This is a genomic window from Caballeronia sordidicola (genome assembly GCF_000729995.1).
GTDB classification, from domain to species: Bacteria; Pseudomonadota; Gammaproteobacteria; order Burkholderiales; family Burkholderiaceae; genus Caballeronia; species Caballeronia sordidicola_A.
In genome coordinates this window covers 1-24,272 of record NZ_JNFG01000015.1, presented here as the reverse complement: position 1 = coordinate 24,272, position 24,272 = coordinate 1, and the positions used below count along the sequence as shown (strand labels likewise).

24 protein-coding genes are annotated in these 24,272 nt (G+C 60.2%); 4 read left to right on the top strand and 20 right to left on the bottom strand.

Annotated elements, in window-relative coordinates; all coding sequences use genetic code 11:
- From FH08_RS54375 to FH08_RS0115740, 11 genes are all read right to left on the bottom strand, one after another.
- Positions 1-105 (bottom strand): DUF6893 family small protein, encoded by a 105-nt coding sequence (locus FH08_RS54375; RefSeq protein ID WP_419178007.1) that lies wholly within the window; start codon positions 103-105, stop codon positions 1-3.
- Positions 102-665, bottom strand: a complete 564-nt coding sequence (locus tag FH08_RS0115785) for a hydrogenase maturation protease (RefSeq protein WP_051888303.1) — start codon at positions 663-665, stop codon at positions 102-104. Before FH08_RS0115785 ends, FH08_RS54375 begins: the two co-directional genes overlap by 4 nt.
- Entirely contained in the window at positions 662-2,059 is a 1,398-nt protein-coding gene (locus tag FH08_RS0115780; RefSeq protein WP_031359242.1) for a hypothetical protein, read from the bottom strand. Before FH08_RS0115780 ends, FH08_RS0115785 begins: the two co-directional genes overlap by 4 nt.
- Positions 2,056-2,745 carry a DUF6084 family protein gene (locus tag FH08_RS0115775; protein WP_031359241.1) on the bottom strand — a complete coding sequence of 230 codons (690 nt, stop codon included), beginning with the start codon at positions 2,743-2,745 and terminating at the stop codon, positions 2,056-2,058. The genes FH08_RS0115780 and FH08_RS0115775 overlap by 4 nt, the downstream gene beginning before the upstream one ends.
- Positions 2,738-3,385: a DUF5947 family protein gene (locus FH08_RS0115770; protein ID WP_051888302.1), complete on the bottom strand. Its 648-nt coding sequence runs from the start codon at positions 3,383-3,385 to the stop codon at positions 2,738-2,740. The genes FH08_RS0115775 and FH08_RS0115770 overlap by 8 nt, the downstream gene beginning before the upstream one ends.
- Positions 3,382-3,921, bottom strand: a complete 540-nt coding sequence (locus tag FH08_RS0115765; RefSeq protein ID WP_031359239.1) for a NifU family protein — start codon at positions 3,919-3,921, stop codon at positions 3,382-3,384. The genes FH08_RS0115770 and FH08_RS0115765 overlap by 4 nt, the downstream gene beginning before the upstream one ends.
- Positions 3,918-5,744: a nickel-dependent hydrogenase large subunit gene (locus tag FH08_RS0115760; RefSeq protein WP_031359238.1), complete on the bottom strand. Its 1,827-nt coding sequence runs from the start codon at positions 5,742-5,744 to the stop codon at positions 3,918-3,920. The genes FH08_RS0115765 and FH08_RS0115760 overlap by 4 nt, the downstream gene beginning before the upstream one ends.
- A gap of 99 nt (positions 5,745-5,843) precedes the next feature.
- Positions 5,844-6,902 (bottom strand): hydrogenase expression protein HypE, encoded by a 1,059-nt coding sequence (locus FH08_RS0115755; protein ID WP_031359237.1) that lies wholly within the window; start codon positions 6,900-6,902, stop codon positions 5,844-5,846.
- A 504-nt stretch (positions 6,903-7,406) separates the two neighbouring features.
- Entirely contained in the window at positions 7,407-8,405 is a 999-nt protein-coding gene (locus FH08_RS0115750; RefSeq protein WP_063177210.1) for a fatty acid desaturase, read from the bottom strand.
- A gap of 96 nt (positions 8,406-8,501) precedes the next feature.
- A complete protein-coding gene (locus tag FH08_RS0115745) occupies positions 8,502-9,545 on the bottom strand; it encodes a sugar ABC transporter substrate-binding protein (protein WP_031359235.1) in 1,044 nt (347 codons plus the stop codon).
- A gap of 196 nt (positions 9,546-9,741) precedes the next feature.
- Complete coding sequence (locus FH08_RS0115740) at positions 9,742-10,851, bottom strand: S-(hydroxymethyl)glutathione dehydrogenase/class III alcohol dehydrogenase (RefSeq protein WP_031359234.1); 1,110 nt, start codon at positions 10,849-10,851, stop codon at positions 9,742-9,744.
- 108 nt (positions 10,852-10,959) lie between these two features.
- Between FH08_RS0115740 and FH08_RS0115735 the strand changes: the two genes are divergently transcribed.
- The gene (locus FH08_RS0115735) at positions 10,960-11,991 is read left to right on the top strand and encodes a LacI family DNA-binding transcriptional regulator (RefSeq protein WP_031359233.1); all 1,032 of its coding nucleotides are present in this window, start codon (positions 10,960-10,962) and stop codon (positions 11,989-11,991) included.
- Positions 11,992-12,019: 28 nt separating this feature from the next.
- On the opposite strand, the gene FH08_RS0115730 is transcribed toward FH08_RS0115735, so the two are convergent.
- The 8 genes from FH08_RS0115730 to FH08_RS0115695 form a co-directional block, all read right to left on the bottom strand.
- Positions 12,020-12,355, bottom strand: a complete 336-nt coding sequence (locus FH08_RS0115730; RefSeq protein ID WP_031359232.1) for a Rieske 2Fe-2S domain-containing protein — start codon at positions 12,353-12,355, stop codon at positions 12,020-12,022.
- A 154-nt stretch (positions 12,356-12,509) separates the two neighbouring features.
- Positions 12,510-13,799, bottom strand: a complete 1,290-nt coding sequence (locus FH08_RS0115725; protein ID WP_160172474.1) for a lactonase family protein — start codon at positions 13,797-13,799, stop codon at positions 12,510-12,512.
- A 177-nt stretch (positions 13,800-13,976) separates the two neighbouring features.
- On the bottom strand, positions 13,977-15,053 hold the full coding sequence (locus tag FH08_RS0115720; RefSeq protein ID WP_031359230.1) for a mannonate dehydratase: 1,077 nt from the start codon (positions 15,051-15,053) through the stop codon (positions 13,977-13,979).
- A 102-nt stretch (positions 15,054-15,155) separates the two neighbouring features.
- Complete coding sequence (locus FH08_RS0115715; protein ID WP_035566360.1) at positions 15,156-16,301, bottom strand: L-talarate/galactarate dehydratase; 1,146 nt, start codon at positions 16,299-16,301, stop codon at positions 15,156-15,158.
- Positions 16,302-16,416: 115 nt separating this feature from the next.
- Entirely contained in the window at positions 16,417-17,814 is a 1,398-nt protein-coding gene (locus FH08_RS0115710; protein ID WP_081889488.1) for an MFS transporter, read from the bottom strand.
- A gap of 102 nt (positions 17,815-17,916) precedes the next feature.
- Positions 17,917-18,225, bottom strand: coding sequence for a Dabb family protein (locus tag FH08_RS0115705; protein ID WP_031359227.1), 309 nt, complete (start codon positions 18,223-18,225; stop codon positions 17,917-17,919).
- A gap of 37 nt (positions 18,226-18,262) precedes the next feature.
- Positions 18,263-18,715, bottom strand: coding sequence for a nuclear transport factor 2 family protein (locus FH08_RS0115700; RefSeq protein WP_031359226.1), 453 nt, complete (start codon positions 18,713-18,715; stop codon positions 18,263-18,265).
- Positions 18,715-19,521 carry a dimethylmenaquinone methyltransferase gene (locus tag FH08_RS0115695; protein WP_031359225.1) on the bottom strand — a complete coding sequence of 269 codons (807 nt, stop codon included), beginning with the start codon at positions 19,519-19,521 and terminating at the stop codon, positions 18,715-18,717. The genes FH08_RS0115700 and FH08_RS0115695 overlap by 1 nt, the downstream gene beginning before the upstream one ends.
- 171 nt (positions 19,522-19,692) lie before the next feature.
- Between FH08_RS0115695 and FH08_RS0115690 the strand changes: the two genes are divergently transcribed.
- The 3 genes from FH08_RS0115690 (at position 19,693) to FH08_RS0115680 (ending at position 23,408) form a co-directional block, all read left to right on the top strand.
- Positions 19,693-21,315, top strand: coding sequence for an IclR family transcriptional regulator domain-containing protein (locus FH08_RS0115690; protein ID WP_031359224.1), 1,623 nt, complete (start codon positions 19,693-19,695; stop codon positions 21,313-21,315).
- 247 nt (positions 21,316-21,562) lie between these two features.
- Positions 21,563-22,471 carry a glycosyltransferase family 9 protein gene (locus FH08_RS0115685; RefSeq protein ID WP_031359223.1) on the top strand — a complete coding sequence of 303 codons (909 nt, stop codon included), beginning with the start codon at positions 21,563-21,565 and terminating at the stop codon, positions 22,469-22,471.
- Between the two features lie 4 nt (positions 22,472-22,475).
- Positions 22,476-23,408, top strand: a complete 933-nt coding sequence (locus FH08_RS0115680) for a glycosyltransferase family 9 protein (protein WP_035566330.1) — start codon at positions 22,476-22,478, stop codon at positions 23,406-23,408.
- Positions 23,409-23,429: 21 nt separating this feature from the next.
- Here FH08_RS0115680 and FH08_RS0115675 read toward each other — a convergent pair whose 3' ends face one another.
- Positions 23,430-24,221, bottom strand: a complete 792-nt coding sequence (locus tag FH08_RS0115675; RefSeq protein ID WP_051888299.1) for a winged helix-turn-helix domain-containing protein — start codon at positions 24,219-24,221, stop codon at positions 23,430-23,432.
- Positions 24,222-24,272: the final 51 nt, after the last annotated feature.

Here is a 24,272-nt window from a genome sequence, read left to right as displayed (position 1 = left end):
TCACATGTTGCGGATACGAATATAGCGGCGGATATCCTTCATGTTCGCCGCAACGCCAACAATCAGCCCGGACAATAACAAGTACTTCAGCAAGAGCTTCATCATGCTCTCCAGTGGTCCTGCGACACGCTCCCGGCGTTGGCCACGGTGGTCTGCGCCTGCATGCTTTCGATCATCGTTTCAATGGTGTCTACCGCTTCCTGCACGGCCGCCCCGACGGGTGCGCTCAGTCCCATGCGGCCCTCCTGCCCGTCCTCCGTGCCGAGACTGTCGGGCTCACAACCGACCAGGACAATGCGCCCCACTTCACCACCCATCGCCTGCACTGCCTGAAGGACTTTCGCCGGATCGAGGTCGTGCGCAGACAACAGGACGGGCGAGGCATCATCTGTGAAATCTCCATTGGTGTTCGGTATGGAAGGTTCGATGACATACAGCGTGCCCGGTGGTCCGTCGCGATGCGTCGCATCGACGAGGACAGCCAAATCCACACCGTCGAGCAGCGCGTAATACAGATCGATCCCCCGGATTCCATAGTCGATCACCCGCACATCTGACGGCCACGCGTCGGACCGTCTTTCGTGCAGACGCCGCACAACCTCGACGCCAAAACCGTCGTCGCCCAGGAAGATGTTGCCGACTCCCGCTACCAGGATCGAAGTCATGACGACCGCTCCTCGCGCAGCGGCTCAATCTCGTCGGGCGCGAAAAAGAAGCGATGACCCGGCATGCGTGCAAGGCCGAAGTCACGCCCGGGATCGCAGTCGATTGTCACCGCCACGTGAACGTGGTCCTCGAAATCGCGCTCGATCGATTCGATGGTCGCTATCTGATCGCGCAAAGCCAGGTCGAAGATATCGGCGCGTGCATGGGGATGCAGCACGACGCGCGAGCCGACCTGCAACGCCACGCCATCGACGTTGACGCACGCAAGAGGAGGTTTGGCGTCAAGCTCGGCCCAGGGGGCTGTGTCTTCAGGGGCCTCTCCAGTTTCTTCCGATACATCCCGCCAACCGCCCGACCCGGCGCGCACTTCGCGCAAGGTTCCATGCAGCCGCTGCAAGTCGCTGGCGGTGAGGTTTTCCGTGCGTTCGAGCAACGCGCGTGAGCGTTCATCGCCTGCGGCCATCTCGCGCTTTTCGGCGTCGGTCATGGTGAGGATTCGCAGCGTCAGGATCTCGTCTATCTCGGTGGCGTCGAAGAGATCGCCTGCGCTTTCCGGCGCGACCTGCGGGTAGTCGTAGAGGATGATCGGCGCCGCGAGCATGGTGTCGTGGCGTTCACCGGAGCCGACCAGCACCGGCCATAAACCAATATTGGTGCAACCCGCGACCGCCTCAGCGAGTTCGTCCGGCGGCTCGATCGAGGAGACGAACGCCGCGCCCTCCACAGCCAGTACCGCGTGGCATGACAGCAGCGCAAACGACGAAGCGGCATCGCGATTCAAACGCTGCGGTTCGTCAACCGGCGTCACGTTGACAATGCGGACGGTGAGCCTGAAAGTGCGTGCATCGACCCGCGTTGCGCAGCATTCCACACGACCTTCTATAGCCGCTCGCGTGCGCACGAGCGCACCGCGCACGCGGCCGTCCGCTTCCATCAATGGCTCTACAGAGCGGCTTCCGGCCAGTGAAAACGGCAGACGCAGCCCCTCGATACACAGTTCGTCAAGCTTCAATGCGGGAACCTCGAGGTGCTGCTCACCGGCTTCCTGCCACGTGTCGAAACGCCGGCCGCCCACTTCCAGCGAAGCCACCGACCGCGTAGACAACTCATCAAGCCCTGTCCATGCAGCCACAGGTTCGTTCAATTCACGCACGTCCCGCTCAATCAGGTGCAGGAAACATGGACGCACCGTTACGCGCGTTTCTTCATCGCCTTCGATCAGGCATTCGGTCTGCATCATCGATGCATCGCTGCCGGACCAGTCGGCCCACGCTCGCGGATACACGCTGCCAAAGGTCCAGCGCTGCCGGTTCTTGACCGAGGACGGTCTGTACGGGTAAAGCATGTATCCCTCGTACAGCACGGCCCGAACGATCCCGTCGATGGCGTTCATTGCAAACCTCCGTGCGCAGGCCACGCCTGTTCGCTACGGGTCTCGTCCAGCAAGGACGTGAGTGCTTCGTCCCAGCCGGTCAAGCCTCGCTCGACCCGATACCGCTCCAGCCGCTCGAACACGCCGCGCTGCACGCACATCCATGCGGTGTTCGGGTAGTAGTAGTCCCGCATTGCGCGCCACGTCGCGACCGGCAAGCGAAACGAGGTTTCCTTGTGCCACGGAACACGCGCGACTTGCAGCGTACCGTCGCTTTCACGATAAAAAATCGTGCCGCTGAATTGCAGCATCAACGGAATTTCTCCGTCTCCGAGCGCATCGAAATACTTCGCCGCCGCGACATTGAAGTCGAACGTGCACGGCACGGGAAGATCGACTGTGCAGTTATCGGTGAAAGAAGGAACAGCCGCATTCGCGTGGGTCCACAGAAGGGTCCGCAACGTCTGCGACCAACGCTGCGGTACGCCGAACAAATCGCTAAGCCGTGCCTGATCGACCGGCTCGTAAGTCCGCCGGGTCGCTTCTATCTGGATCTGGCAATGCAGCGCGAGGCTCGCGATTTCCTCCCGGACCGGCGACCCGTTGGACACGCTCTTGTTAGTCACGCGCAGCTTGAACACCAGCAACGGTGACACCGAATGCAGCGCAATCTCCGCACCCTCAACGACGAAGTCAAGATCAGGCATTCGGCACTCCCTCCGGCAAACGCTCGCCTGCTTTCAGTGCCGCAAAACACGCATGGATTGCACGCCATGCGTCCACGCCACCCGACAATCCGCGCCAGCGCGCCCGGATCACGCCGGTCAGTGCATAACACTGGTCGATAGGCACGCGGTAATACTCGCGCGCGCCTTCCACGCGATTCACCAATAGCGCTTCGACATCGGGTTCGAGGGTATCCAGGACCGGGTTGTCGGCAACCAGGCGATCCCACGCGCTCAGATCAAGCGACGACTGCAGCGCGCCGGCAGCGCCCGGGTACATCGCGATCACGCGCTGCGCGGCCGAGTCCCTATAGAAAAACGCTATGCCGATCGGGATCGCCAATGCGTCCCATTGTTCGTCGCTCAGACGAAACTCACCGAGCCAGCGGACGCTTTCCGTCACCCGCTTATAGCGCGCGTTTTGCTGGTTTCCGAACAGCAGCGCGCACGCGCGGCAGCAGCAGCGCAACGCGTGCTGTTCCAGTTCGAGCAGATGAGGATGAGTGCCGTCGAGAGGTTCGCCGCACAGTTCACAGAGCGTCATCACCGGTGGGCGGGCGAACGTGCGCAGCGCAGCCACCCAGCCACGTTGCCCGGGTTGTTCCCCCCCGCGTGCGTTCATGATGTTGGCAGCGTTGCGACAAACCGCAGCTCGTGGACATTGACGTCCGGCATCCCGTCTATTTCAATGCGCGCCACGTCCGGCGCCTGTTCAAAAATCGCCCGCTCGATATCGTTCTGCACATCGGCAGGGGTGACGTGCTTGCCAGTCAGCACGCCCGCCAGACGAACGCGTACCAGGTCCTCCCGTGTATCGACCAGTTCGATCCTCACGCCTTGCGCACCAAGCGGCGCCCGCAGCCCTTCGACCGCATGCTCGACGCGGCTAGCCAGGTCTTGCGGATGCAACCCATGCAGCAACAACACTGCGCTGACCTGTTTGTCCTGCATCAGCCGGGCGACGATCGGACCATCAGCGCCATCCGCCTCGGTCACGATCTCGGCCAGCCGGGCAAGACCGCTTGCATGCAGCTCGAGCACCACCTGCAACAAGGCCTGCGCAATATCGCGCGCACGCGTGTCATCCAGTGCCGCCAGTGCTGCAATCAGTTCGTCGATGCGCCGTTGTTGTTCCTCAAGTACGCGCGCGCCGCTCATGAGTGCCCTCCCGGTTTCATGCCCGGCGGAACGCCAAAGGTCGGTGAATGCGCGACATCGACGGTCTTGCCATCCCCGACGTACATATGAACTCCACACGGCAGGCACGGATCGAAGCTGCGCACGGCCCGCATGATGTCAATGCCTTTGAACTTGTCCGGCCCGTTCTCTTCGAAGATGGGCGTGTTTTGCACCGCATCTTCATACGGTCCAGGGGTGCCATAGATATCGCGCGGATTCGCATTCCACGGGGTCGGCGGATAGGGATGGTAGTTCGCTATCTTGCCGCCCTTGATCACCAGGTGATGCGATAACACCCCGCGCACCGCTTCATGAAAACCGCAGCCGATCGCTTCATCGGGTACCTCGAACGGCGTGAATGTGCGTGTATGGCCGGCATGCAATTCGGCCAGCGCCTTCTCCGCGAAATGCAGCGCACACGCGGCCGCATAGGCCTGGAAATACGTGCGTGCGCGGTCGCGTTCGATCGCGTTGCTCCACTTCGGGATCTTCCATTCGAACTCGACTTCGGGTTTAAGCGCGGTCTTCGGCAAATAGATCTTCACGCTGTGACCGGTCGACTTCACATAGCCGATATCCACCAGGCCCGCGAGCGCGGTCGTCCACAGCCGTGCGATCGGACCACCGCCGGTATCGAGCGCGAGGTAATCGCCCGTGCGCTTGTCGTACCAGCGCGGTGACATGACCCACGTATAGTTGCCGTCGAACTTGCGTTTCTGCGGCCGTGGCAAGGTGGTTTGGTTCCACGGATGCTTGCGATCGATCGGATTGCCAAGCGGGTCTTGCCGGACAAAGGTTTCCTCGTGATCCCAGTCATCGTAGAACGAACTGCCGAGCAAAATGCGGATGTTCAGGTTGATCTCGACCAGATCCGTGGTGACCAGTTCGCCGTCCACGACCACGCCGGGTGTGACGAACATGCTGCGGCCCCAGTCGGTCATGGTCTTGTAGTCGTAGTCGCAAACCGCCGGGTCCTGGAACGAGCCCCAGCAGCCCAGCAGGATGCGCCTGCGGCCGACGTCCTCGTAACCCGGCAGCGCTTCATAGAAGAAGTCGAACAGGTCGTCGTGCAGCGGCACGACCTTCTTCATGAACTCCACATACTTCATCAGCCGCGTGATGTAGTCGGTGAAAAGCTGCACGGTCGGCACCGTCCCCACGCCACCGGGATACAGCGTTGACGGATGCACGTGCCGCCCTTCCATCAGACAGAACATCTCCCGCGTATAACGGCTCACATGCAGCGTCTCGCGATAGAACTCGCCGGTGAATGGATTCAGCGCGGTCATGATGTCCGCGATAGTCTTGTAGCCGTGAATCTCAGCGTGCGGCGCGGCGGCCTTCTGCGCTTTGGCCCACACGCCGGGGTTGGTTTCCTTGACCATCTGCTCGCAGAAATCCACGCCCACCAGGTTGTCCTGGAAGATGTTGTGATCGAACATGTACTCGGCCGCTTCGCCGAGATTGACGATCCATTCCGCAATGTTCGGCGGCTTGACGCCATAGGCCATGTTCTGCGCATACACCGAGCAGGTCGCGTGGTTGTCGCCGCAAATTCCGCAGATACGGCTGGTGATGAAGTGCGAGTCGCGTGGATCCTTGCCCTTCATGAAGATGCTGTAGCCGCGAAAGATGGACGACGTGCTGTAGCACTCGGCGACCTTGCGCTGCTCGAAATCAATCTTCGTATATATGCCGAGACTGCCGACGATACGCGTGATCGGGTCCCAGTTCATCTCCACCAGTTTGGCAGGCTGTGACGCCTGGCCCGACTTCAATTCAGGTGCCGCAATATCCGCCATGACCCCCTCCTGGATACTTCCGTCTACTTCTGTCTCTCGTGGAACCCGCCGTAATGCCGACCATCAGCGGCGGTTTCCAAGTGTGTTCCGCGAAACCGTTCAGCGACGATAGCCCGTCGTCAGCGTGGGACGGTTGTGCCGCCATTTCGGTTCCTGGTTGACAGTCGAATTGGTCAGCTTGCGCAGGCTGCGAATGAGTCCGCCGTAAGACTTGATGAGATTCGACGAGAGGACCGCACCCGGGGGCTCGTCCATGAACGGCATGAACTTGTCAGGGAACCCGGGCATCGTGCAGCCGATACAGATTCCTCCGACGTTCGGGCACCCGCCCACGCCATTGATCCAGCCGCGCTTGGGGACGTTGCAGTTGACCACAGGCCCCCAGCATCCAAGCTTGACGATACAGTTCGGACTCCCATATTCCTTCGCGAACAGTGCCTGTTCGTAGGAGCCCGCGCGGTCGCAACCATCGTGCACGGTGCGCTGGAATAGCCACTTCGGACGAAGCGCTGCATCGAGCGGAATCATGGGTGCGAGGCCCGCCAGTTGATACAGCAGGTAGAGCAGCGTCTCCATGAAGTTGTCCGGCTGAACCGGGCAACCCGGGACGTTCACAATAGGCAGGCCCGCCTTCGACTTCCAGTCCCAGCCAAGATAGTCCGCGAGGCCCATGCAACCCGTGGGGTTGCCTTCCATCGCATGAATGCCGCCGTAGGTCGCGCACGTGCCCGCGCCGACGACGGCCAGCGCTTTGGGCGTCAGGCGATCGAGCCATTGCGGAATCGTGATGGGCTCATGCGTGTCGGGATCTGTTCCCATGGCAGCCCAGTACCCCTCTCGATTGATCTTCTCGTTCGGGATCGAACCTTCCATGACCAGCACGAAGTTATCCATCTCACCCCGCGCTGCAGCATGAAACGGCGCCATGAATTCCGCACCGTTTTCATAAGCCAGCACCGGATTGTGCAGATGAACCTTGGGCAGTCCGGGAATGGCGCCGAGCAGCACATCTTCAATGCTGGGTTGCGTAGCGGCGGTAATCGATACAGAATCGCCGTCGCAACCGAGACCCGCGGTAATCCATAAGATGTGTACTTCTTTCAGTGCAGGGGCGTGTTGAGTCTTGCGGCCATAGGGAATGGCGCTTACCGGATCCATGGTGGAACCTCCTCGCCTACTGGCGAATGTGCGACGTCCCCGCGGATTTGCAACGTGTCTGTTGCCGGCCGTGGCGGGGAACCGCCTTTAGCGAACACGCGGGCACGGCGATCAATGAATAGTCGCCATGGCCCGGCTGTTCGCTCGTCTCTCCGGTGTGCGTTGGGGCGATAGTTAGACCGCGATGAACCTTATCGCCTGCATGACCGTGTTTTTTTATTCTCTTAAATATAGTTCGTAATGCCGTTCAATCAACCGGATTCTGCGAAGGTTTTCCCGAATCGTGTTGCCGGAACGCAGCGATGAGCGCGGCGCCGGCCGTTTAAACATGCGATTAAAGTCTTGGTTTAAAGGTCTGTCTCAGCAACTATTGCACTCCATGGCTTTCAGCGTTTGCGAGGCAGCGGCATTATTTGCCACTGCCTCCTCGCAGACGGCTGCCTTGTCTTAACAGCCCCGATGCATGGTGTCCGTTACGTCCTTCTCTACCCCGGCCATTCACGATCACGCAACCGCTGTGCCCCGCTGTCCATCAGGAAGCTCGCGAACGATCACATATTCTGGATCTCGTCGTTGCCTTGCAAAGACCACAAGAATCTCACTCCAGGTCTCCCAGAGGCCGGAGTACGGACGCGGCATTTGTGACGCGACACTTGCGTGCAAGTTTGGAAGAGCATGAAACGGAATACTGGGAAACATGTGATGTTCAACATGGTAATTCATGTTCCAGTAGAGAAACCGCAAGGCCGGATTCAGAATGACAGTGCGGCTCGATACACGATGATCGAGCACGTTCTCCTTCAAGCCAGTGTGCTGAGTCGATGCACACAATTCATGCAGCCAGGTCCCATACGCGCGCGCCAGAAAAAGGAACATGATCGGAAGCCAGCTGTGCGCGAGGATCGCCCACACGAAGACGGCGACGTAACAGGCCAGCAGCACCCGTGAGTTGTCGCGCATCTTCTTGTATTCGGATTCGGGAACGACCTCTTTCGCGCCCCTGGTAATTATCCCGAAGCTGTGAAGAAAGATCGCACCGAGGAACTGGATACCGTGCGAAACGCGTACGAAATCCGTGATCAGTTTCACATAGCTGGCTGGCCGGCGGAACGCCAATTCCGGGTCCTTGTACGGTGCAGCAGTCAGGTGCGTGAACGTGTGGTGTTTCGCATGCAGCCATCTGCTATAGACCTGTTCGCGCCAGGACATAAAGCAAATGATCCAATACGCAGTCTCGTTCATCCATCGAGTCTGGAATACGGTCCCGTGGCCGAGTTCGTGTGCAGCGGCTTCGCTGAAGGCGAAGACAGTGCCGTAAAGCAGGAACGCCGGGATAACCCACGCGGTGCCGAGGGAAAAATACGCAAGTACGCCGGTCGCAATGACCAGCCCAAGAAATCCTCCCACCTGCAGCAGTCCACGGGCGTCGGATCGCGATGCGAGCTTCTTGAATTCTTTCCGGTCCACGTCGACCTTGTACCACGAGTTCATATCAATGTTCACGGCATGTCTCCATCGCGATGTTGGACCCACAGGGAGGACTGGAGCTTTCTCGTGGGTGAGCTCCCGTCCCTGTGCAGCCGGGTCCAAATAACTTTTTTATCGATACGTGCCGGCGTATTTCTCGACCGGTGTAATGTTTGTTTTGGTGACGAAACTAGGCCCTGAGCTGACCGTCGTTCCGGTATAGACAGGCTTCAGGTCATACTTCACCAGTCGCGCTTTGACCTTCTCGTCTGACTTCAGCGCGGCCACGATGTGAGCGCCGTCGGTGGTCTTGTCCCGGATCGCAATCGCGAGCGCTGCGACCGAAAGGTATCCCTGCAGGTAAGGCTGCTGGTCGACAGCAAATGCGATATCTCCCGACTGGATTGCCTTGAGAATGTCCGGTGAAAGATCGAATGTCGCGACGTAAATCTTGCCCTTCATCCCGGCGTCGTTCACGCCTTGAAGAACCCCAGTTGCCTGGTCAGGGCCCAGCGCCAAAACGGCCTGAGTTGTCGGGTGGAGACGAAGGTAGGCGGCGACCTTGCTTTTGATGACCGTCGGATCTTCACCGCTATCTATCGTCGCCTGCTTGTAGTTGACGCCGATTGCATCCGCGAACCCTTTGCAGCGGTCCCACAGAGCCTGGATATCGGCACCGTGGTTGACGCAGAGGAAGCTGTGAATGCCTGCAGCCTTGGCCCGTTCCCCCGCCGCCTTGCCGGCCTCATACTCGGGCTGGCCGATATGCATGATGGCGCCGAGTTTCATGCCGAGGTCCGGGCCGCCATTGATGGTCACGAGGGGAATATGCTTCGCGCTCACCCCGGCCAATCCTTTCTGGATCATCTCGAAGTTAGGGACAGTCGTGATCACGCCGCTATAGTTACGCGCCGCAGCCTGTTCGAGGATACGCACCATGTCACCGGTGTCACCGGTCGGCGGATTGCGGTAGTCAACCGGGACGCTAAAGTCCTCGCTCGCATCGCGCATACCGTTCTTCACGGTGTTCCACCACACGTTCGAATCTGAGCCGTGACTGACCATTACAAATCGCTCTTCAGCACCTGCCGTGCTGATACCAAAACCCGTGACGAGCGCCGCCGCGGCCAACACTGCGAGCACGCGCCTGGCCATGCCTGATTTCGTTTGTTCCATGATCCTTGTCTCCTGAGTCTGCTTTGTGGTTGTCGTTCTACATCGGTTCGCTGGCATGTCAACAGCGAGAGAATAAAAAATCGGCACGCGTGCTGCAGCCGTACCGTCGGGTCTTCCAAGCACCCGAAAAACACCAGCTTTCACCGGTGGAGACCCTTTGCTGTCGTCGGCATCTCTGCACCGATCGCAGTCCGTTCTAGTACAGCACGACCGTCCGGATGGACTCGCCGCGTGACATGAGTTCGAAGCCTTCGTTGATTTGTTCGAGCTGAATGCGATGGGTAATAAGGTCATCAATATTGATCTTGCCCTCCATGTACCAGTCGACAATCTTCGGTACATCGGTGCGGCCGCGTGCGCCTCCGAAAGCGGAACCCTTCCACACGCGGCCCGTGACCAGTTGAAACGGTCGCGTCGATATTTCCTGCCCTGCCGCCGCCACTCCGATCACGGTGGAAACGCCCCAACCCTTGTGGCAACACTCCAGGGCCTGGCGCATCAGTGTGGGACTACCCACGCACTCAAAGCTGTAGTCGGCGCCGCCGCGGGTAAGCTCAACGAGATGGGCAACGAGATCACCCTCAACCTCTTTGGGATTGACGAAGTCGGTCAAGCCGAATTTTCGCGCCAGGCCCTCACGCGCCGAATTGACATCGACTCCAACGATCCTGCCGGCACCCACCATTCGTGCACCCTGGATCACGTTGAGACCAATGCCGCCGAGCCCGAAGACCACGACGGTCGAGCCCGCCTCGACTTTCGCTGTAAACAACACCGCACCGAGCCCGGTTGTGACGCCGCAACCGATGTAGCAGACCTTGTCAAAGGGAGCGTCGGGACGGATTTTCGCCAGTGCGATTTCGGGCACGACCGTAAAATTCGCGAACGTCGAGGTGCCCATGTAGTGGTGCAGCGGCTCGCCTTTGAACGAAAAACGGCTGGTGCCGTCCGGCATCTGCCCGCGCCCCTGGGTTGTTCGGATACGCTGACAAAGGTTGGTACGCCGGGAGAGGCAGTATTCGCATTCGCGGCATTCCGGCGTGTACAAAGGGATGACATGGTCCCCCTTGCGCAACGACCGAACGCCCGGGCCTACGTCAACAACGACGCCTGCACCTTCGTGACCGAGGATGGTCGGAAACAGGCCTTCCGGGTCCGCGCCTGACAGGGTGTATTTGTCTGTGTGGCAAATGCCGGTTGCCTTGATTTCGACCAGGACCTCGCCTTCTTTCGGGCCACCCAGTTGTACCGTTTCAACACTAAGAGGTTGGCCGGCTTCGAATGCGACGGCTGCGCGAACGTCCATCAGAGTCTCCGTCATGTTTTGTGTTGTTCGATGGCTAAATGTAGTTGATTGACTTTTTGCGCTCAAACGCTATCTTGATGAGAATTCCTCAAAACCAAAGACTGCGAGATGAATAGCCGGCGTAAGACAAGCATGGGCGATGTAGCCAAGGCCGCTGGGGTGAGCTATGCGACCGTGGAGCGGGTTCTGAATGGGCGTGGGGGTGTCGCAAGGGAAAAAGAGTCGCGTGTCCTTGAGTGGGCGCGAAAGCTGAAAATAGACCGGTCCCTGGACGAGGTCTCGGCGCGATGGCTCAGAATTGCCATCCTCATGCAGAAACCAACGTCGCCTTACTATGGGTCGCTCAAGCAGGGGTTCGAACTCGCTCAAAAGTCATTTGAAGCGTACAGGGTGATGTGTCAACTGACGTTCTTCGACAACCTCGAGCCGCAGACGATCGCCGCGACGCTCAACCGGACCTCCCAGAAAGCCGATGGCGTAATCATCGTTGCGCATGAACATCCTGTCGTAGTCGACGCAGTATCAAAAGTTGTCCTGAAGATCCCTGTCGTTACGCTCGCGAGCGATTTGCCCGGAACGGGGCGGCTTGCCTACGTCGGAATTGATAACCGAAGTGCCGGGCGCATTGCGGGCGAATTGATGGGCCGGTTCCTGGGCGCCGATGGCGGACAGGTCCTGGTCATCGCGGGCTTGCGCAACTTTCTGGGTCACGAGGAGCGCGATGGCGCCTTTCGTTCGGTGTTGCGTCGCAGGTTCCCCGCGTGCGAGGTGGTCGCCACGGTCGAGAGTCGCGAAAATGCGGAGTCAACCGAACGCCTTACCCGCGACGCATTCAGGAAATATTCCGGGCTGCGCGGGATCTACAACATCTCGGTTGGAGATGAGGGCATTGCCCACGCCCTCAGGGCGTTGGGACGCGTGCAATCAACCATATTGATTGGCCACGAACTCACCGAGATCAGCCGATCCCTTTTAATCGAGGGGGTCATGGATGCCGTGCTCGACCAGAGTCCGTTCGTCGAGGCCGTCCGGTCCGTGGAAGTGATCCTCCGGCACTACAATCGTGGTGCGCCATCGGGCCTTCCGCTGCAGACGCCGCTGTCGATATACCTCCAGGAGAATCTTCCTCCGACCGCATGACTGACGATGACGATAGCAGCGCCCGGCTTCATGATTGCCCTGCCACCGACAGACCAATCAACACGTTGCCGTCTTGCAGCTTGACCGGATGGAGTCGCAGTTTCTTACATACCGGCGGATTGAGGGGATCGCCAGTCTTGATGTCGAAGCGTCCAAGGTGCATCGGGCATTCGATCTGGTCACCAAGGACGAGCCCGTCCGCCAGATGGGCTCGTTCGTGAGTGCACCAACCATCCGAAGCGAAAAAGCCGTTGCGCAAGTGGTAGATAGCGTAAGTTTGTCCAGTATGGTCAAACCGAAGAACATCCTCTTCTTCGATGTCCCCTGCACTGCACGCCGCCACCCATTCAAGTTCTGTTGTCATGGTCGTCTCCAGTCGTTTGCGATCTGCAGTCAATTTATTTGAAACAGAACCGTCGTACATCCGGTTTTTTGACGATATTTCCTCAGAAAACTATGGGCACAACATCGGCATCGAGCAACGCTTTCCTGGATCGCAAAAATCGAAGTGACAGACTTCACGTGTCTGCACGCAACGGCACCATGCCGCACCAGAACATCCAGTCGGTGCCCGTTTCAACGTCGTATTTCCGTACGCGCCGAAGCCGACCGTCAGCGGCGATCTGAAACACGCTCAGCGCCGCGCTGACCGTGCGCACCGTGTTGCCGTCACGCACATCGAGCGGTTCGATTGCAGCGGAAACAAGCATGCGTCCATTTGGATGAAGGGAAAACGTGCGCGGATGAAAGCTGTCCGTGGCCGCCGTCTGGATCAGTACTGGTTCGCCAGTCTCCTGGTCGATACGAAACACCGCTATGCTGTTTTCTCCTCCCGTGAATACTTTCTCTCCATCGAAGTCCATCGTGGCATCGGCACGATTGGCGACATAGACCAGGCGCCCGTCATGCGACACATGGATGGGACCCGCGAGCTGTTGCGGGTGAATGTCGTTGGGACGAGCGAGAGTAGTCTTGATGAAACGCGCCTCTGGCGCGAGCCGTCCCGCTTTCAGGTCAAACTTCTGCAACTCGTTTTCACGTTCCATGGATACATACATCCAGGGCTTCGTCGGATGAAAATCAACATGACGCGGGCCGAAGCCGAATCCGCCATGCGGCGCAACCGATTGCTCGCCTGTGAGTTGCCCGTCTTCGAGACGGAATACTTTCAGTGCACCGGGGTCCTCAGGCTTGCTTGCGGTTGCGTCGTTGCCGCGTGTGGGAAGGACAACAGTGCGATCGTCGGGTGCAACGCGGACCTGATGAGCATAAATGCCGGCGTCAATGGCGTGGTGCTGGTTCACCGCTTCGCCCATCGCGCCATCTGCCGCAAGCGGATGCACCGTAAGGTCGCTCGGGGCGTTATAGGCGACCAGCAAGTATTGGCCTTCAGGGTCGAGCGTGATATTTACCGGCCGGTTCTTCAGAATCAGAGGTTCGCCAAAAGGCGATAGCCTGCCCGTTGTCTGATCGATCCGCAGAACGGCCACGCCGTGATGATCGTCGGCCTTGGTGGAATAACGGTTGCTGAATGCAACATATAGCAAGGGCAATGCAGGATGCGCCCACGCATATTGAACCGCCTCCGGCAATACAGTTTCGCTGTCGCGTCTCAACGTTTGCGCTTGCGTGTCCGGTCGATAAACTGTCAACGTTGCACCGACCGCCACGTAGAATGCGGCGTCTTCCGACACACGTGCTGCCCTGCTTAGCGAAGGCGCGACCGCTACGGCCGTTGCGGCAGCGACACCCGCACAGAATCTGCGGCGCCCGATTTTCCGGGGCCGGTCGCCATAGTCTTGCGTCATTGTTTTGTCTCCCGCTTCGATATTTATATGAGCCGGTTTCATTGCGTCCGGCAAAGTCACCGCGCCGGCTGTTTGCATGCCGCAGCCCGGCTCGTGCATCAAAAGCACGATCCGGTTTGCACCTTGGATTTTGGACAGCCGATCGAGCGTTAAAACGTTGGCTCGTCGCGCGAATGTTCAGGCCGCCACGCGGGACTGCAAAAGCTGCGCACGAGCCTTCTCTTTACCAATACCTTCCCACAGCCCTTGCAGATACATGATGCCTAGCGCGCGGTCATAAAGGCCATACCCCGGCACACCCGTTTCGCCCCAGATCATGCGGCCGTGGTCAGGACGAGCATAACCCTGAAAGTTGGCGTCATGAAGCGCCTTCATGATCTCGGCCATATCGAGCGAGCCGCATTCGGTTGGATGCGCCGACTCGTAGAAGTCGCCGTTATCGCTCACCTTGACGTTGCGAAGATGCACGAAATGCACGCGTTGCCGCGCCGCGAATTCGTTGATGAACGTTGGCACGTCATTGCCCAAATCCGACCCCAGCGTACCGCTGCAAAGCGTCAGCCCGTTCGCTGTTGAATTGACAATATCGAGCACGCGACGATGGTCGTCGATATTCTTGATGATGCGCGGCAGACCAAATACGGAGCGCGGCGGATCGTCGGCGTGTAGCGCGAGCTTCAGCCCAAGCTCTTCCGCGACCGGCACGAGATGCGAGAGAAAATATTCCAGATTGCGCCACATCTGCTCCGTACTGACCGTGGCGTATTCGTCAAGCAAGGACTGCAGCTTCTCCGGCGTATAACGGGTTCCCCACCCCGGCAACGGAATGCCCTTTGAGACATCCAGCGCCTCCACCATGGCCGCTTCGAACGATAGCGTATTCGAGCCATCGGGCAACGCATAGTCCATCTGCGTGCGAGTCCAGTCGAACACCGGCATGAAGTTGTAGCAAACTACCTTGATGCCGCTGGCCGCAAGATTTCTGAGCGTCGCGATATATTGGGGCATCAGTTGCTCCCGCCCAGGCCGGCCGAGCTTGATCTCTTCATGCACCCGGAAGCTGTCGACTACTTCCATCTTCAGGTCGTGCGCCGCCGCGGCGCTCTGGAGTCCCTTGATCCGCTCGATGGGCCACACCTCGCCGAGCGGCAAATCGTAAAGCGATGACACAATTCCATAGAGTCCTGGAATCTGACGAATGTACTGCAGGCTGATGGGGTCCTTCGGACCATGCCAGCGAAAAATCATCTTCATGATTGACACACTTCCTGCTAAGTCGCTAAGTTGATGAGGCTGCGTTGAAATTCGTTGCGATGCAGTGCGGCCCGAATGTATTCCCCAAGATTAAAAAAGCGCTCAAACACCCGAACCGAACGACGCCGTGTCCTTGGTCCAAGCACGCGCCTGATCACTGAGACTGAATCCGAGGCCTGGGCGATTCGGCACGTGCATGCGGCCGTCGCGCAACTCGAGACGTTCATTGAACATTGGCTCAAGCCATTCGAAGTGCTCGAGCCACGGTTCACGCGGATACGCGGCGGCGAGATGGAGGTGAATCTCCATCGCGAAGTGCGGCGCGAGGCTGAAGCCCTTGAAGTCGGCCAGGCTCATGATCTGCAGGAACGGCGTGATGCCCCCCACGCGTGGTGCATCCGGCTGGATGAAATCCGACGCCTGCGCCGTAATCAACTGCGCATGTTCGCCGAAGCTTGTCAGCATTTCGCCGGTCGCGATCGGCGTATCAAGCGATGCGCTCAACGCCGCATGTCCTTCCACGTCGTAGGCGTCCAGCGGCTCTTCAATCCATGTGAGATCGAACTGTTCGAGCACACGGCCAAAGCGCTGCGCCGTGCCACGGTCCCATTGCTGGTTCGCATCGACCATGAGAGGAAAGCTGTCACCCAGATGCTTGCGTACGGCCGTCACCCGTTGCAGGTCGATGGCTGTCTGCGGCTGGCCCACCTTGATCTTGATACCGCCAATGCCGCGCTCCCTCGACGCGTCAATGTTCTCGATCACCTGTTCGAGCGGCATCGACAAATAACCGCCCGAGGTGTTGTAGCACTGCACAGAATCACGATGCGCGCCAAGCAGCTTCGCCAGCGGCAAGCCGGCGCGTTTCGCCTTCATGTCCCAGAGCGCGATGTCGAACGGCGCAATGGCTTGCGTCGTCAGGCCGCTGCGCCCCATCGATGCACCGGCCCAGCAGAGCTTGTTCCAGATGCGCGCAATGTCGTTCGGATCTTCGCCGATCAACTCGGGCGCGATCTCCTTCGCGTGTGCGTACATGCCCGGTCCTCCGGCGCGTTTCGAATAGCCGAAACCGATGCCTTCATGACCGCCTTCAGTGCGGATCTCAGCGAAGATGAACGCGATCTCGGTCAGCGGCTTTTGCCGGCCGGTCAGGACCTTGGCGTCGCTGATGGGGGCGGCAAGCGGCAAGTAAGTCAGCGAAACCTTCACGCCGGTAATGCGGTCCGTGCTGGCTGCGCCTCGCGCCAGATGGGCAAGCGGGTCTTTGCCCGACGATGGTTTAGATGATGTGCTCACGACTTCTCCTTACGAAAAATGGATGCGACTGACGGGCGCATGAATTCGCGGTCCCGTCTCCTGAAGATTAGTCCTTCAATTTATAACGCTGGATTTTCCCGACGATCAGCCCGTAGCTCAGCACCGCGATCAACCCATGCGCCCCGACATAAACAAGTGCGGCGGCGAACGACCCCGTGCTCTGCAGCAGGTAACCAATCACCACCGGCGTGACAATGCCCGCGCTGTTGCCGAGCGCGTTGAACACGCCACCCGTCGTACCGATGATTTCCCGAGGTGCGGTGTCCGCGAGAATGGTCCAGCTCAGCGCACCGAAACCTTTGCCGAAGAATGCGAGGCTCATCAGGCCGACCACCAACCATTGCATGTTCACGTAGTTGCAGAGAATCATGCTCGCGCTAAGCAGAAAGCCGAGGATTACGGGTCCTTTGCGGGCGATGCTCAGTGAGCCGGTCTTTTTCAGCAGGCCGTCGGAGACAAACCCGCTAGCCACGCCGCCGATCAATCCCGCTGCCGCCGGAATGGAGGCCACGAAGCCCGCTTGCAGGATGTCGAAGCCGCGATCTTTGACCAGATAGATCGGGAACCATGTGACGAAGAACCAGGTGATCGCGCTGATGCAGTACTGGCCTATGAAGATGCCGACCATCATGCGACTCTTGAAGAGCGAGCCGATGTCACGCCACTGCGAACGTTTGGGTCCGGTGCGCTCCAGCTTCTGCGTCGCTTCGAGATCAACGAGTCCATCGCCTGCCCGGATGTATTCGAGCTCGCTCGCACTCATGGCCGGGTGCTTGATCGGCAGGTAGTAGTTCTTCCACCAGATAGTGCCTATCACCAGGCCGACGCCACCCATCACGATAAACACGTATTCCCAGCCGAACGCGTGACACAGCCAGCCCATCAGCGGCGTGAAAAGCGCGAGCGCAAGGTATTGCGCACTGTTGAAGATGGCGCCGGCCACACCTCGCTCCGACGCCGGAAACCAGGCGGCAATGATCCTGCCCGACGCGGGGCCGACCGGCGACTCGGCAATACCGAGCAGAAACCGAAGCGCAAGCAACAAGGGCACGACCAGCCCGATGAAGTGCACGAGGCCCATGCAGACGGTGAAGATCGACCACACCACGATTGCGCTGAACATCGCTTTCTTGGAGCCGATGCGGTCCGTCAGCCAGCCCGCCGGGATCAGGAAGATTACGTAGGCCCAACTGAACGCGGAGAAGATGTAGCCCAGTTCAACCGATGTAATGCGCAGTTCCTTCGCCATGTCGGAACCGGCGACGGACATCGCTGCACGGTCCCCGGAACTGAGCGCGAGGACCACGGTGATCAAGGCCAGCGTGACAAAACGGTAGCGTGTACGTGTGCTCGCGGCCAGACCGCTGTGCGCCGCGGCTGCGTTTGTGGCCGTGGTAACCGCCAGCCCCAAGTCCGCGTGTGCGGACGACGGGTGCTTGTTCATTGCGTTGTCTCCAGTCGGCTCGCGCGGTTTCAAGCGCAGCCGTCATGCGTGTGAGCGAACCGGCGAAGCTGTTCCGCTTCTTGTCGAACCGGGTTCGAATGTTCAGGTGACCGGTGAGTCCGTGAAATCGATGGCGGCCCAGTCGAAGTAGTGTTTCAGATCGGCGATCAGCGCAACATGTGCGGGATGCGGCAGGTATTGCTCGAGCGCTTGCCGGTCATCGAAGGTGGATTCGAGCAGATAGTCCCAGCAGATCGCGCGATCCAGTTCGTTCGCCGAGACCTTCCATCCGCGCACAAATGTGATCTCGCTGTCCAGTCTGCGCATGCGCTCGACGAGTTGCGCTTCAAGCCCCGGCTGACCCGCCACGTCCGCTCGCCGCCGGAACATGACGATGTGTTTCATGACCATGACGTCCCTCCCCGCTTCAAGACTCTTCCTGGGCCGCTCATGATGTCGCTAGCAGATGGTAGCCGCGCGCTTCATAAGCGAAATCGACGAGCTCGTTGATCTTCACTTCCTTGTCCGCCGGCGATGCGTAATACGCGCGGATCTCCTTGATGAGACCACTGGTTTCGTCGAAGACATACCACTCGTCCCCGCGCAACGCCGTGCCCAGCTTCGCCTTCCAGTGAGTCCACTCGATCACCGCTTCGTGGCTGTCGTGGCTCACCAGAATCTTTTCGATGGTCCATTGCGAGCCGAGGTTTGCCACGCACCATTGCCATTTGCGCGCAATGGTGTCGGCGGTGCGCCACGGGATTTCAGGTAGGCCCGCCGGGAAATAATGGACCGCGTCGGGCGTGAAGCACGACACCAGCTTGTCGTAGTCCGCTTCATTGCAGGCATCGAAATAACGGCGGATCAATGCGGCGTAGCGAGCGTGATCAATGACAGCCATCAGCGCTTCTCCTTGCCGATGACAGACGCAATCTTCGGACGCCCCGCAGCCACCCACGCGTTGTAGTCCTCGTAGGCTTGCGGGCTTGGCGGGTAGACGCCCCACAACGCTTCCCCTGCAGCAATGCGCATGGCGAGATAACGCTCGAGGTCGTCCTGCTGCGTACAGAAATCCGCGAGCTCTTGCGCCAGATGCGGCGGCACGACCGTGATGCCGTCTGCGTCGCCGACAATGATGTCTCCCGGATACACCGCCACGCCTGCGCAGCCGATTGGCACCTGCAAGTCCGCCACGTGGTGGTACGAGATGCGGGTGGTCGCCGTGACCTCGCGGGCATAAGCCGGCAGCGGCAGGTTGGCGATCTCGCTGCCGTCGCGCAATGCGCCGTCGGTGATGATGGCTTTGGCGCCGCGCGCAAGCAAGCGGGTGACCAGGATGTTCCCCGCGGAAGCCGCACGCGGATCGTTCTGGCTGTCGATCACGAGCACGTCACCGGGCTTCACCTGCTCCACGCCCTGCCACTGCAAGTTGTCCATGTTCGGCTTGGTGGTCATCGTGCCGTAGGTATCAATGCCCTCGCGCGCCGGGATGAAGCGCATCGTAAAAGCGCGCCCGGCGAACGGTTCGACATGCTTGTTCAGCGCGCGCAAACCCACCAGCGCCGGTTGCCGGTAACCGTGCTTGAAAAGCTGCGTGGTGAGAGAACCGCTGCTGACTTTCGCCAGTTTCGCGAGCGTTTCGTCGCTCACCTCCACGTCGCGAGGCGTAGCGGTGGCGAGTGAATCTGCATAGTGATGGATCTTCACTGGAGTGTCCTGTTGTAGAGGCCGGAGGCGTGAATCGAAGCGCCAGTTCCACATTCTGGAACCTGACCCGATGTTTCTTCGTTCACCATGGATCGAATGCTAATCCTGTGATCCACACATGAAAACCAGTGATATCCTCATTTCGCCTCTTGAGTTCCAACGGATGGGAATATGGCAATAGGAGAAGGAACCGCTTCACTGGATAAAGCGCTGGGCGTGCTCGACCTGATCGGCGCGGCGCCTCACGGCATGAGCAATGCGGAGCTGCTGGACACGGCCGGCCTGCCCAAGACAACGCTGTACCGGATTTTGGCGACGCTGGTCGAGCGTGGGCTTGTGCGGCGCGATCAGGTCCGGCGGGTGTATCGGCTCGGGTTCCGCTATCTCGAACTCGTGCGCAACGCGTACCTGATGCCCGATCTCGTGGCGGCAGCGAGCGCCGAATTACGCTCGCTGCGGGACCTGACGGGCGAGACGTCGTATCTGGCCGTGCTCGACGGGGGCGCCGTGCTGTCGCTGGAACGTTGCGACGGTGCGCACTCGCAGCGCTCCGCCGCGACGCTTGGCCAAAGCAAGCCGCTGCATTGCACGGGTCAGGGAAAAGCGATCCTGTCGCGCTTGCCCAAGGACGAATGCGAGGCGCTCGTGCGAAGCATCACGCTCGACCCGTTGACTCCGCACACGATTACGGATCGCCGGCGCCTGCAGATCGAACTGGGCATCACCACGGCACGCGGCTACGCGATCGACGACGAGGAAATCGTGCTGGGCGTGCGCTGCGTGGCAGCGCCGATCGTCGATTCGGCGGGACAGGTCCGCGGCGCGCTGAGCGTCGCCGGGCCGGCGTATCGACTCAGCCTTGCACGGCTCGAACTGCTTGGCCCGGAACTCGCCGAAGCGGCCCGACGCGTGGGTTCGCAACTCGCCGTGAGCAAACATCAGCCGGGCGCGGAGGAAGTAGAGCCCGTCAGCGAAGCCTGGGCGTTCCACGGTGCGTTTCCCGTGTGGTCGCAGGCGTCGGGCTGCCTCTACTGGGCCGATACACTCGCGCCGGCGGTGCATTGCTTCGACGGCAAGACCGACCGCATCGTCGCCCGGCTCGATGCACCAATCACCGCCATGCAGCTTTATGGCGATGGAATCATCGTGGTGCATGGCGCCTCGCACTCCCGGCTGGGCGCAAATGGAGAACTCGTGAGGATCGCGGACACGTCCGCGTGGAACGACCCTGCGGTGAAGGCACTTTGCACGGCTCCGGACGGGGGATCCTGGGCCGCGTACTGGAACGAAGCTGCCACCGACTGTCAGTTGGGCGTGATCGGCGAGGATGGCCGTTTCAAGTCGCATTGGCATTTCAGCGAGCGGATTGAAGCCATGACCTGGGCCAGCGACAGCGTGACCGCCTACGCAGTCGCGCCCGATTCGGGAACCGTGTTCGTATTGCAAAAAGGCGCGTCGATCGTGCGGCGGCTGGCATCGATGCCCAAGGGGTCGGGACGCTTGTCGGGCATCGCGCTCGACGACGGCGGCGGTCTCTGGACCACGCTCAAGGACGGCTGGAGCGTCGTGCGGTTCACCGGCGACGGCAGCGTCGACCGGCTGGTCAGCCTGCCCGTCGCCGCGCCAACGGGCCTCGCTTTTGTTGCTGAAGCAACCGGCCCCGCGCTGTACGTAACGAGCGACCGGCATTTGCAGTCACTGGAATCGCTCACCAGCGCGCCTTGGTCGGGACGTCTTCTAAAAGTACGCCTCGGGCTTGACTCCGTGGGTGCAGGCGCCAGCGGCCACGCCTGAAACCACGATCAGATGCACGTCCGACACACGGCGGTCACGTGGATACCGCATGATCCGGTTCGCCATCGATTCGGGAAATCCGCGCCGCATGGGGTGTTCTCGTCGCCAAACATCCCGCTCCTTAAGCATTGGTAAGTTATGCCGTAACCCACGTAATGGAGCGTGATCTTAGACTGCCTCCGGCTCGGGGATCCATCCTGAGCGGAAAGCGCTCCCCCGACAGCGGAGTGCCTTGCCGGAAGCATGTATGCCGCACGCAATTCAGCCACTGTCGAGTGTGGCCTTGATCCTCTCGTCGGCGCTCGGCGACTCGCTGCTGATGATGACCGTTGCACGCAATCTCAGGTTGAACGGTGTGTCGGTCACTGTGTTCGGCCAGCAAATCGATAGCATGCGGAACTGGTTTCCCGGCATCGATATTGAACCCGAACTGAAACCGGACGACTGCGCGGCAAAGCTCGCCCGCTTCAATACAGTGATCCAGCTCCACGCCAACAAGCCGTTTGTGAACCTCGAGCGGCTGCATCCCAAAGTCATCGTCCTGGCTCACCTGTGCAGCGCCAATTCGACGGAGTCGATGGCAGAACGCCTGACCCGCTTCTGCCGCGACGAACTGCGCCTTACCCTCGTCGATAAAGGCAACGGCATCACGCCGCTGCCCGGCCTGACGCATCGCCAGCGCTCGCTGCGCGTCGCGATCCACCCCATGGCGAGCACCACCGACAAATGCTGGCTGGCGTCACGCTTCATCGGGCTTGCGATCAAGCTGCGGGACAGCGGCTTTGATCCGCAATTCGTCGTAGCGCCCGAGGAGCGCGCGCACTGGACGCATATTGAGCAATTCGGGCTCACGCTCGCCGATCTCGGACCACTCGATCAGGTCGCCGCATGGCTCTACGAGTCAGGCTGGTTCATCGGCAACGATTCGGGTGTGGGCCACCTTGCGTCGAGCCTTCAGATCCCCACGCTATCGCTCTTCATGCGCCGCGGCACCGCTCGCACATGGCGTCCCGGCTGGGGCGTGGGCCAGGTGCTGATCGGCAGTGCCTATCTGCCGACCGGGCGGCTCAAGGAGCGTTACTGGAAATACATGCTGTCGGTGAACAAGGTGTCTCAGGCATTCGACCGGCTGCGCGCACTCACTGCAAACGCATGAACGCATGACTAACCGCACCAGCCCCTCGTCACTTCCGCTTGGCCCCTTCGGCCGGGTCGCGTTCGTCGCGTCCAACGCGATCGGCGACACGCTGGTGTCCATGGTGATTGTCAGGAACCTGATCGATAACGGCATCGACGTCACCGTGTACGGCACGCCCGCCCATGCGCTTCGGCGATGGTTTCCCGGCGTCACGATCCATGCGCTGCCGCAGGACCATCTCGCCACTGCGTTCGCTCAGTACGACACGGTCTTCCAGATGCAATGGAACCAGCCGCTGCACGATCTTGTCGATGTCCATCCTCGCGTGGTCACGCTGCATGACGTCGAATTCGGCGACCGCCCGGGCTGCATGGCGCAGCGCTTCGCGGACTTCTGCCGCGACGATCTGGCGTTGAGCGCACCAGTGCTGGAAAACGGCATGTCAGCGCCTGCGAGCCTCGTGCATCGCAGGTACGGCAAGCGCGTAATGATCCATCCCGAGGCCAGCACTGAGGACAAGCGCTGGTTCTCGCACCGCTTCGTGAGGCTCGCACAGCGCTTGCGCAAGCGCGGTTACGACGTGCAGTTCGTGATCGCGCCGCATGAGCGCGAACGCTGGCGCGATCTCGAGACGCTGGATATTCCGGCGCCCCATTTTGCGAACCTCCACGAGCTTGCCTGCTGCGTGTACGAGTCGGGCTGGTTTATCGGCAACGACTCGGGCATCGGCCATCTCGCGTCGAATCTCGGCATTCCGAGCCTGAGCCTGTTCCGGCGTCGCCGGGTGGCCGAGCGCTGGCGGCCTGCGTGGGGAATTGTCGATGTGGTGCTGCCGTGGCAGTGGGTGCCGACCGCGTATCTGAAAGAGAAACTATGGCGGCAAACGCTGACCTGCAATCGCGTGCTTGCGGCATTCGCACGGCTGACCCGGCAGGCAGCCCGCTTGCAGGGTTAGAGGTTGTTCTCAACGCAACGTCTACGCATAGCTGTTCACCGCAGCGGCTCGCTGCCGCGCCGGTTCCGGCGGCATGACGTCGAGCTCCTCATAGTCCATGCGGGCGGCGCTCATCCCGGACGGGGTAAAGACATAACCGCGTCCGCGGATGGTCTGGATCAGGCGCGGCGTCGACGGGTCGGGTTCGACGATCCGCCGCAACCGGCAGACCAGTACGTCCAGCGAACGGTCGCAATGCCCTTCGCCGGCGCCGCGCAGTTTATCTGCGATGATGCGTCGGGACAGCACCTCGAGTGGATGTTCCGCGAAGAGGCGCAGCAACGCGAACGTGCTTGAATGGAGCGCCACGGGCACGCCGTGGCGGGTCAGCATGCGGGTCCGCAAATCGAGGACGAAATCGCCAATGTCGCATCGTCCCATTGCATTGGCTGACGCGTGGGATTTGTGCGGGGCGCGGCGCAGCACGTTCTCGACCCGCGACAGCAACTCGCGTGGATTGCAAGGCATCCTGATGTAGTCATCGGCGCCCAGTTCAAGGCATACGATCAGTTCGACCGAGTCGAGGGTGTCTCCGATCACGATGACCGGCGTGTCATGGCCGGCTTGTTGCAGCGTCCTCAGGACGGCCGATGCTCTCATGTCGGGTAAGCCGTCGCGCAGCACGATCAACGCGGGGACGTCGTGGTCCATGCGCCCGATCAACGCGCGGCCGCTGCTTAGCGTATGGACATCCATGTAGCGGCTTTCCAGGACATCGCGAAGGTTTCCGTGAATCGCCGGATTGGCTTCGACAAAAAAGATGCGAGTTTTCATCTGGGTGTTTCCTGAGGGTTTGGTCTTATGTTTTTTTGGGTTGGGGCTGTC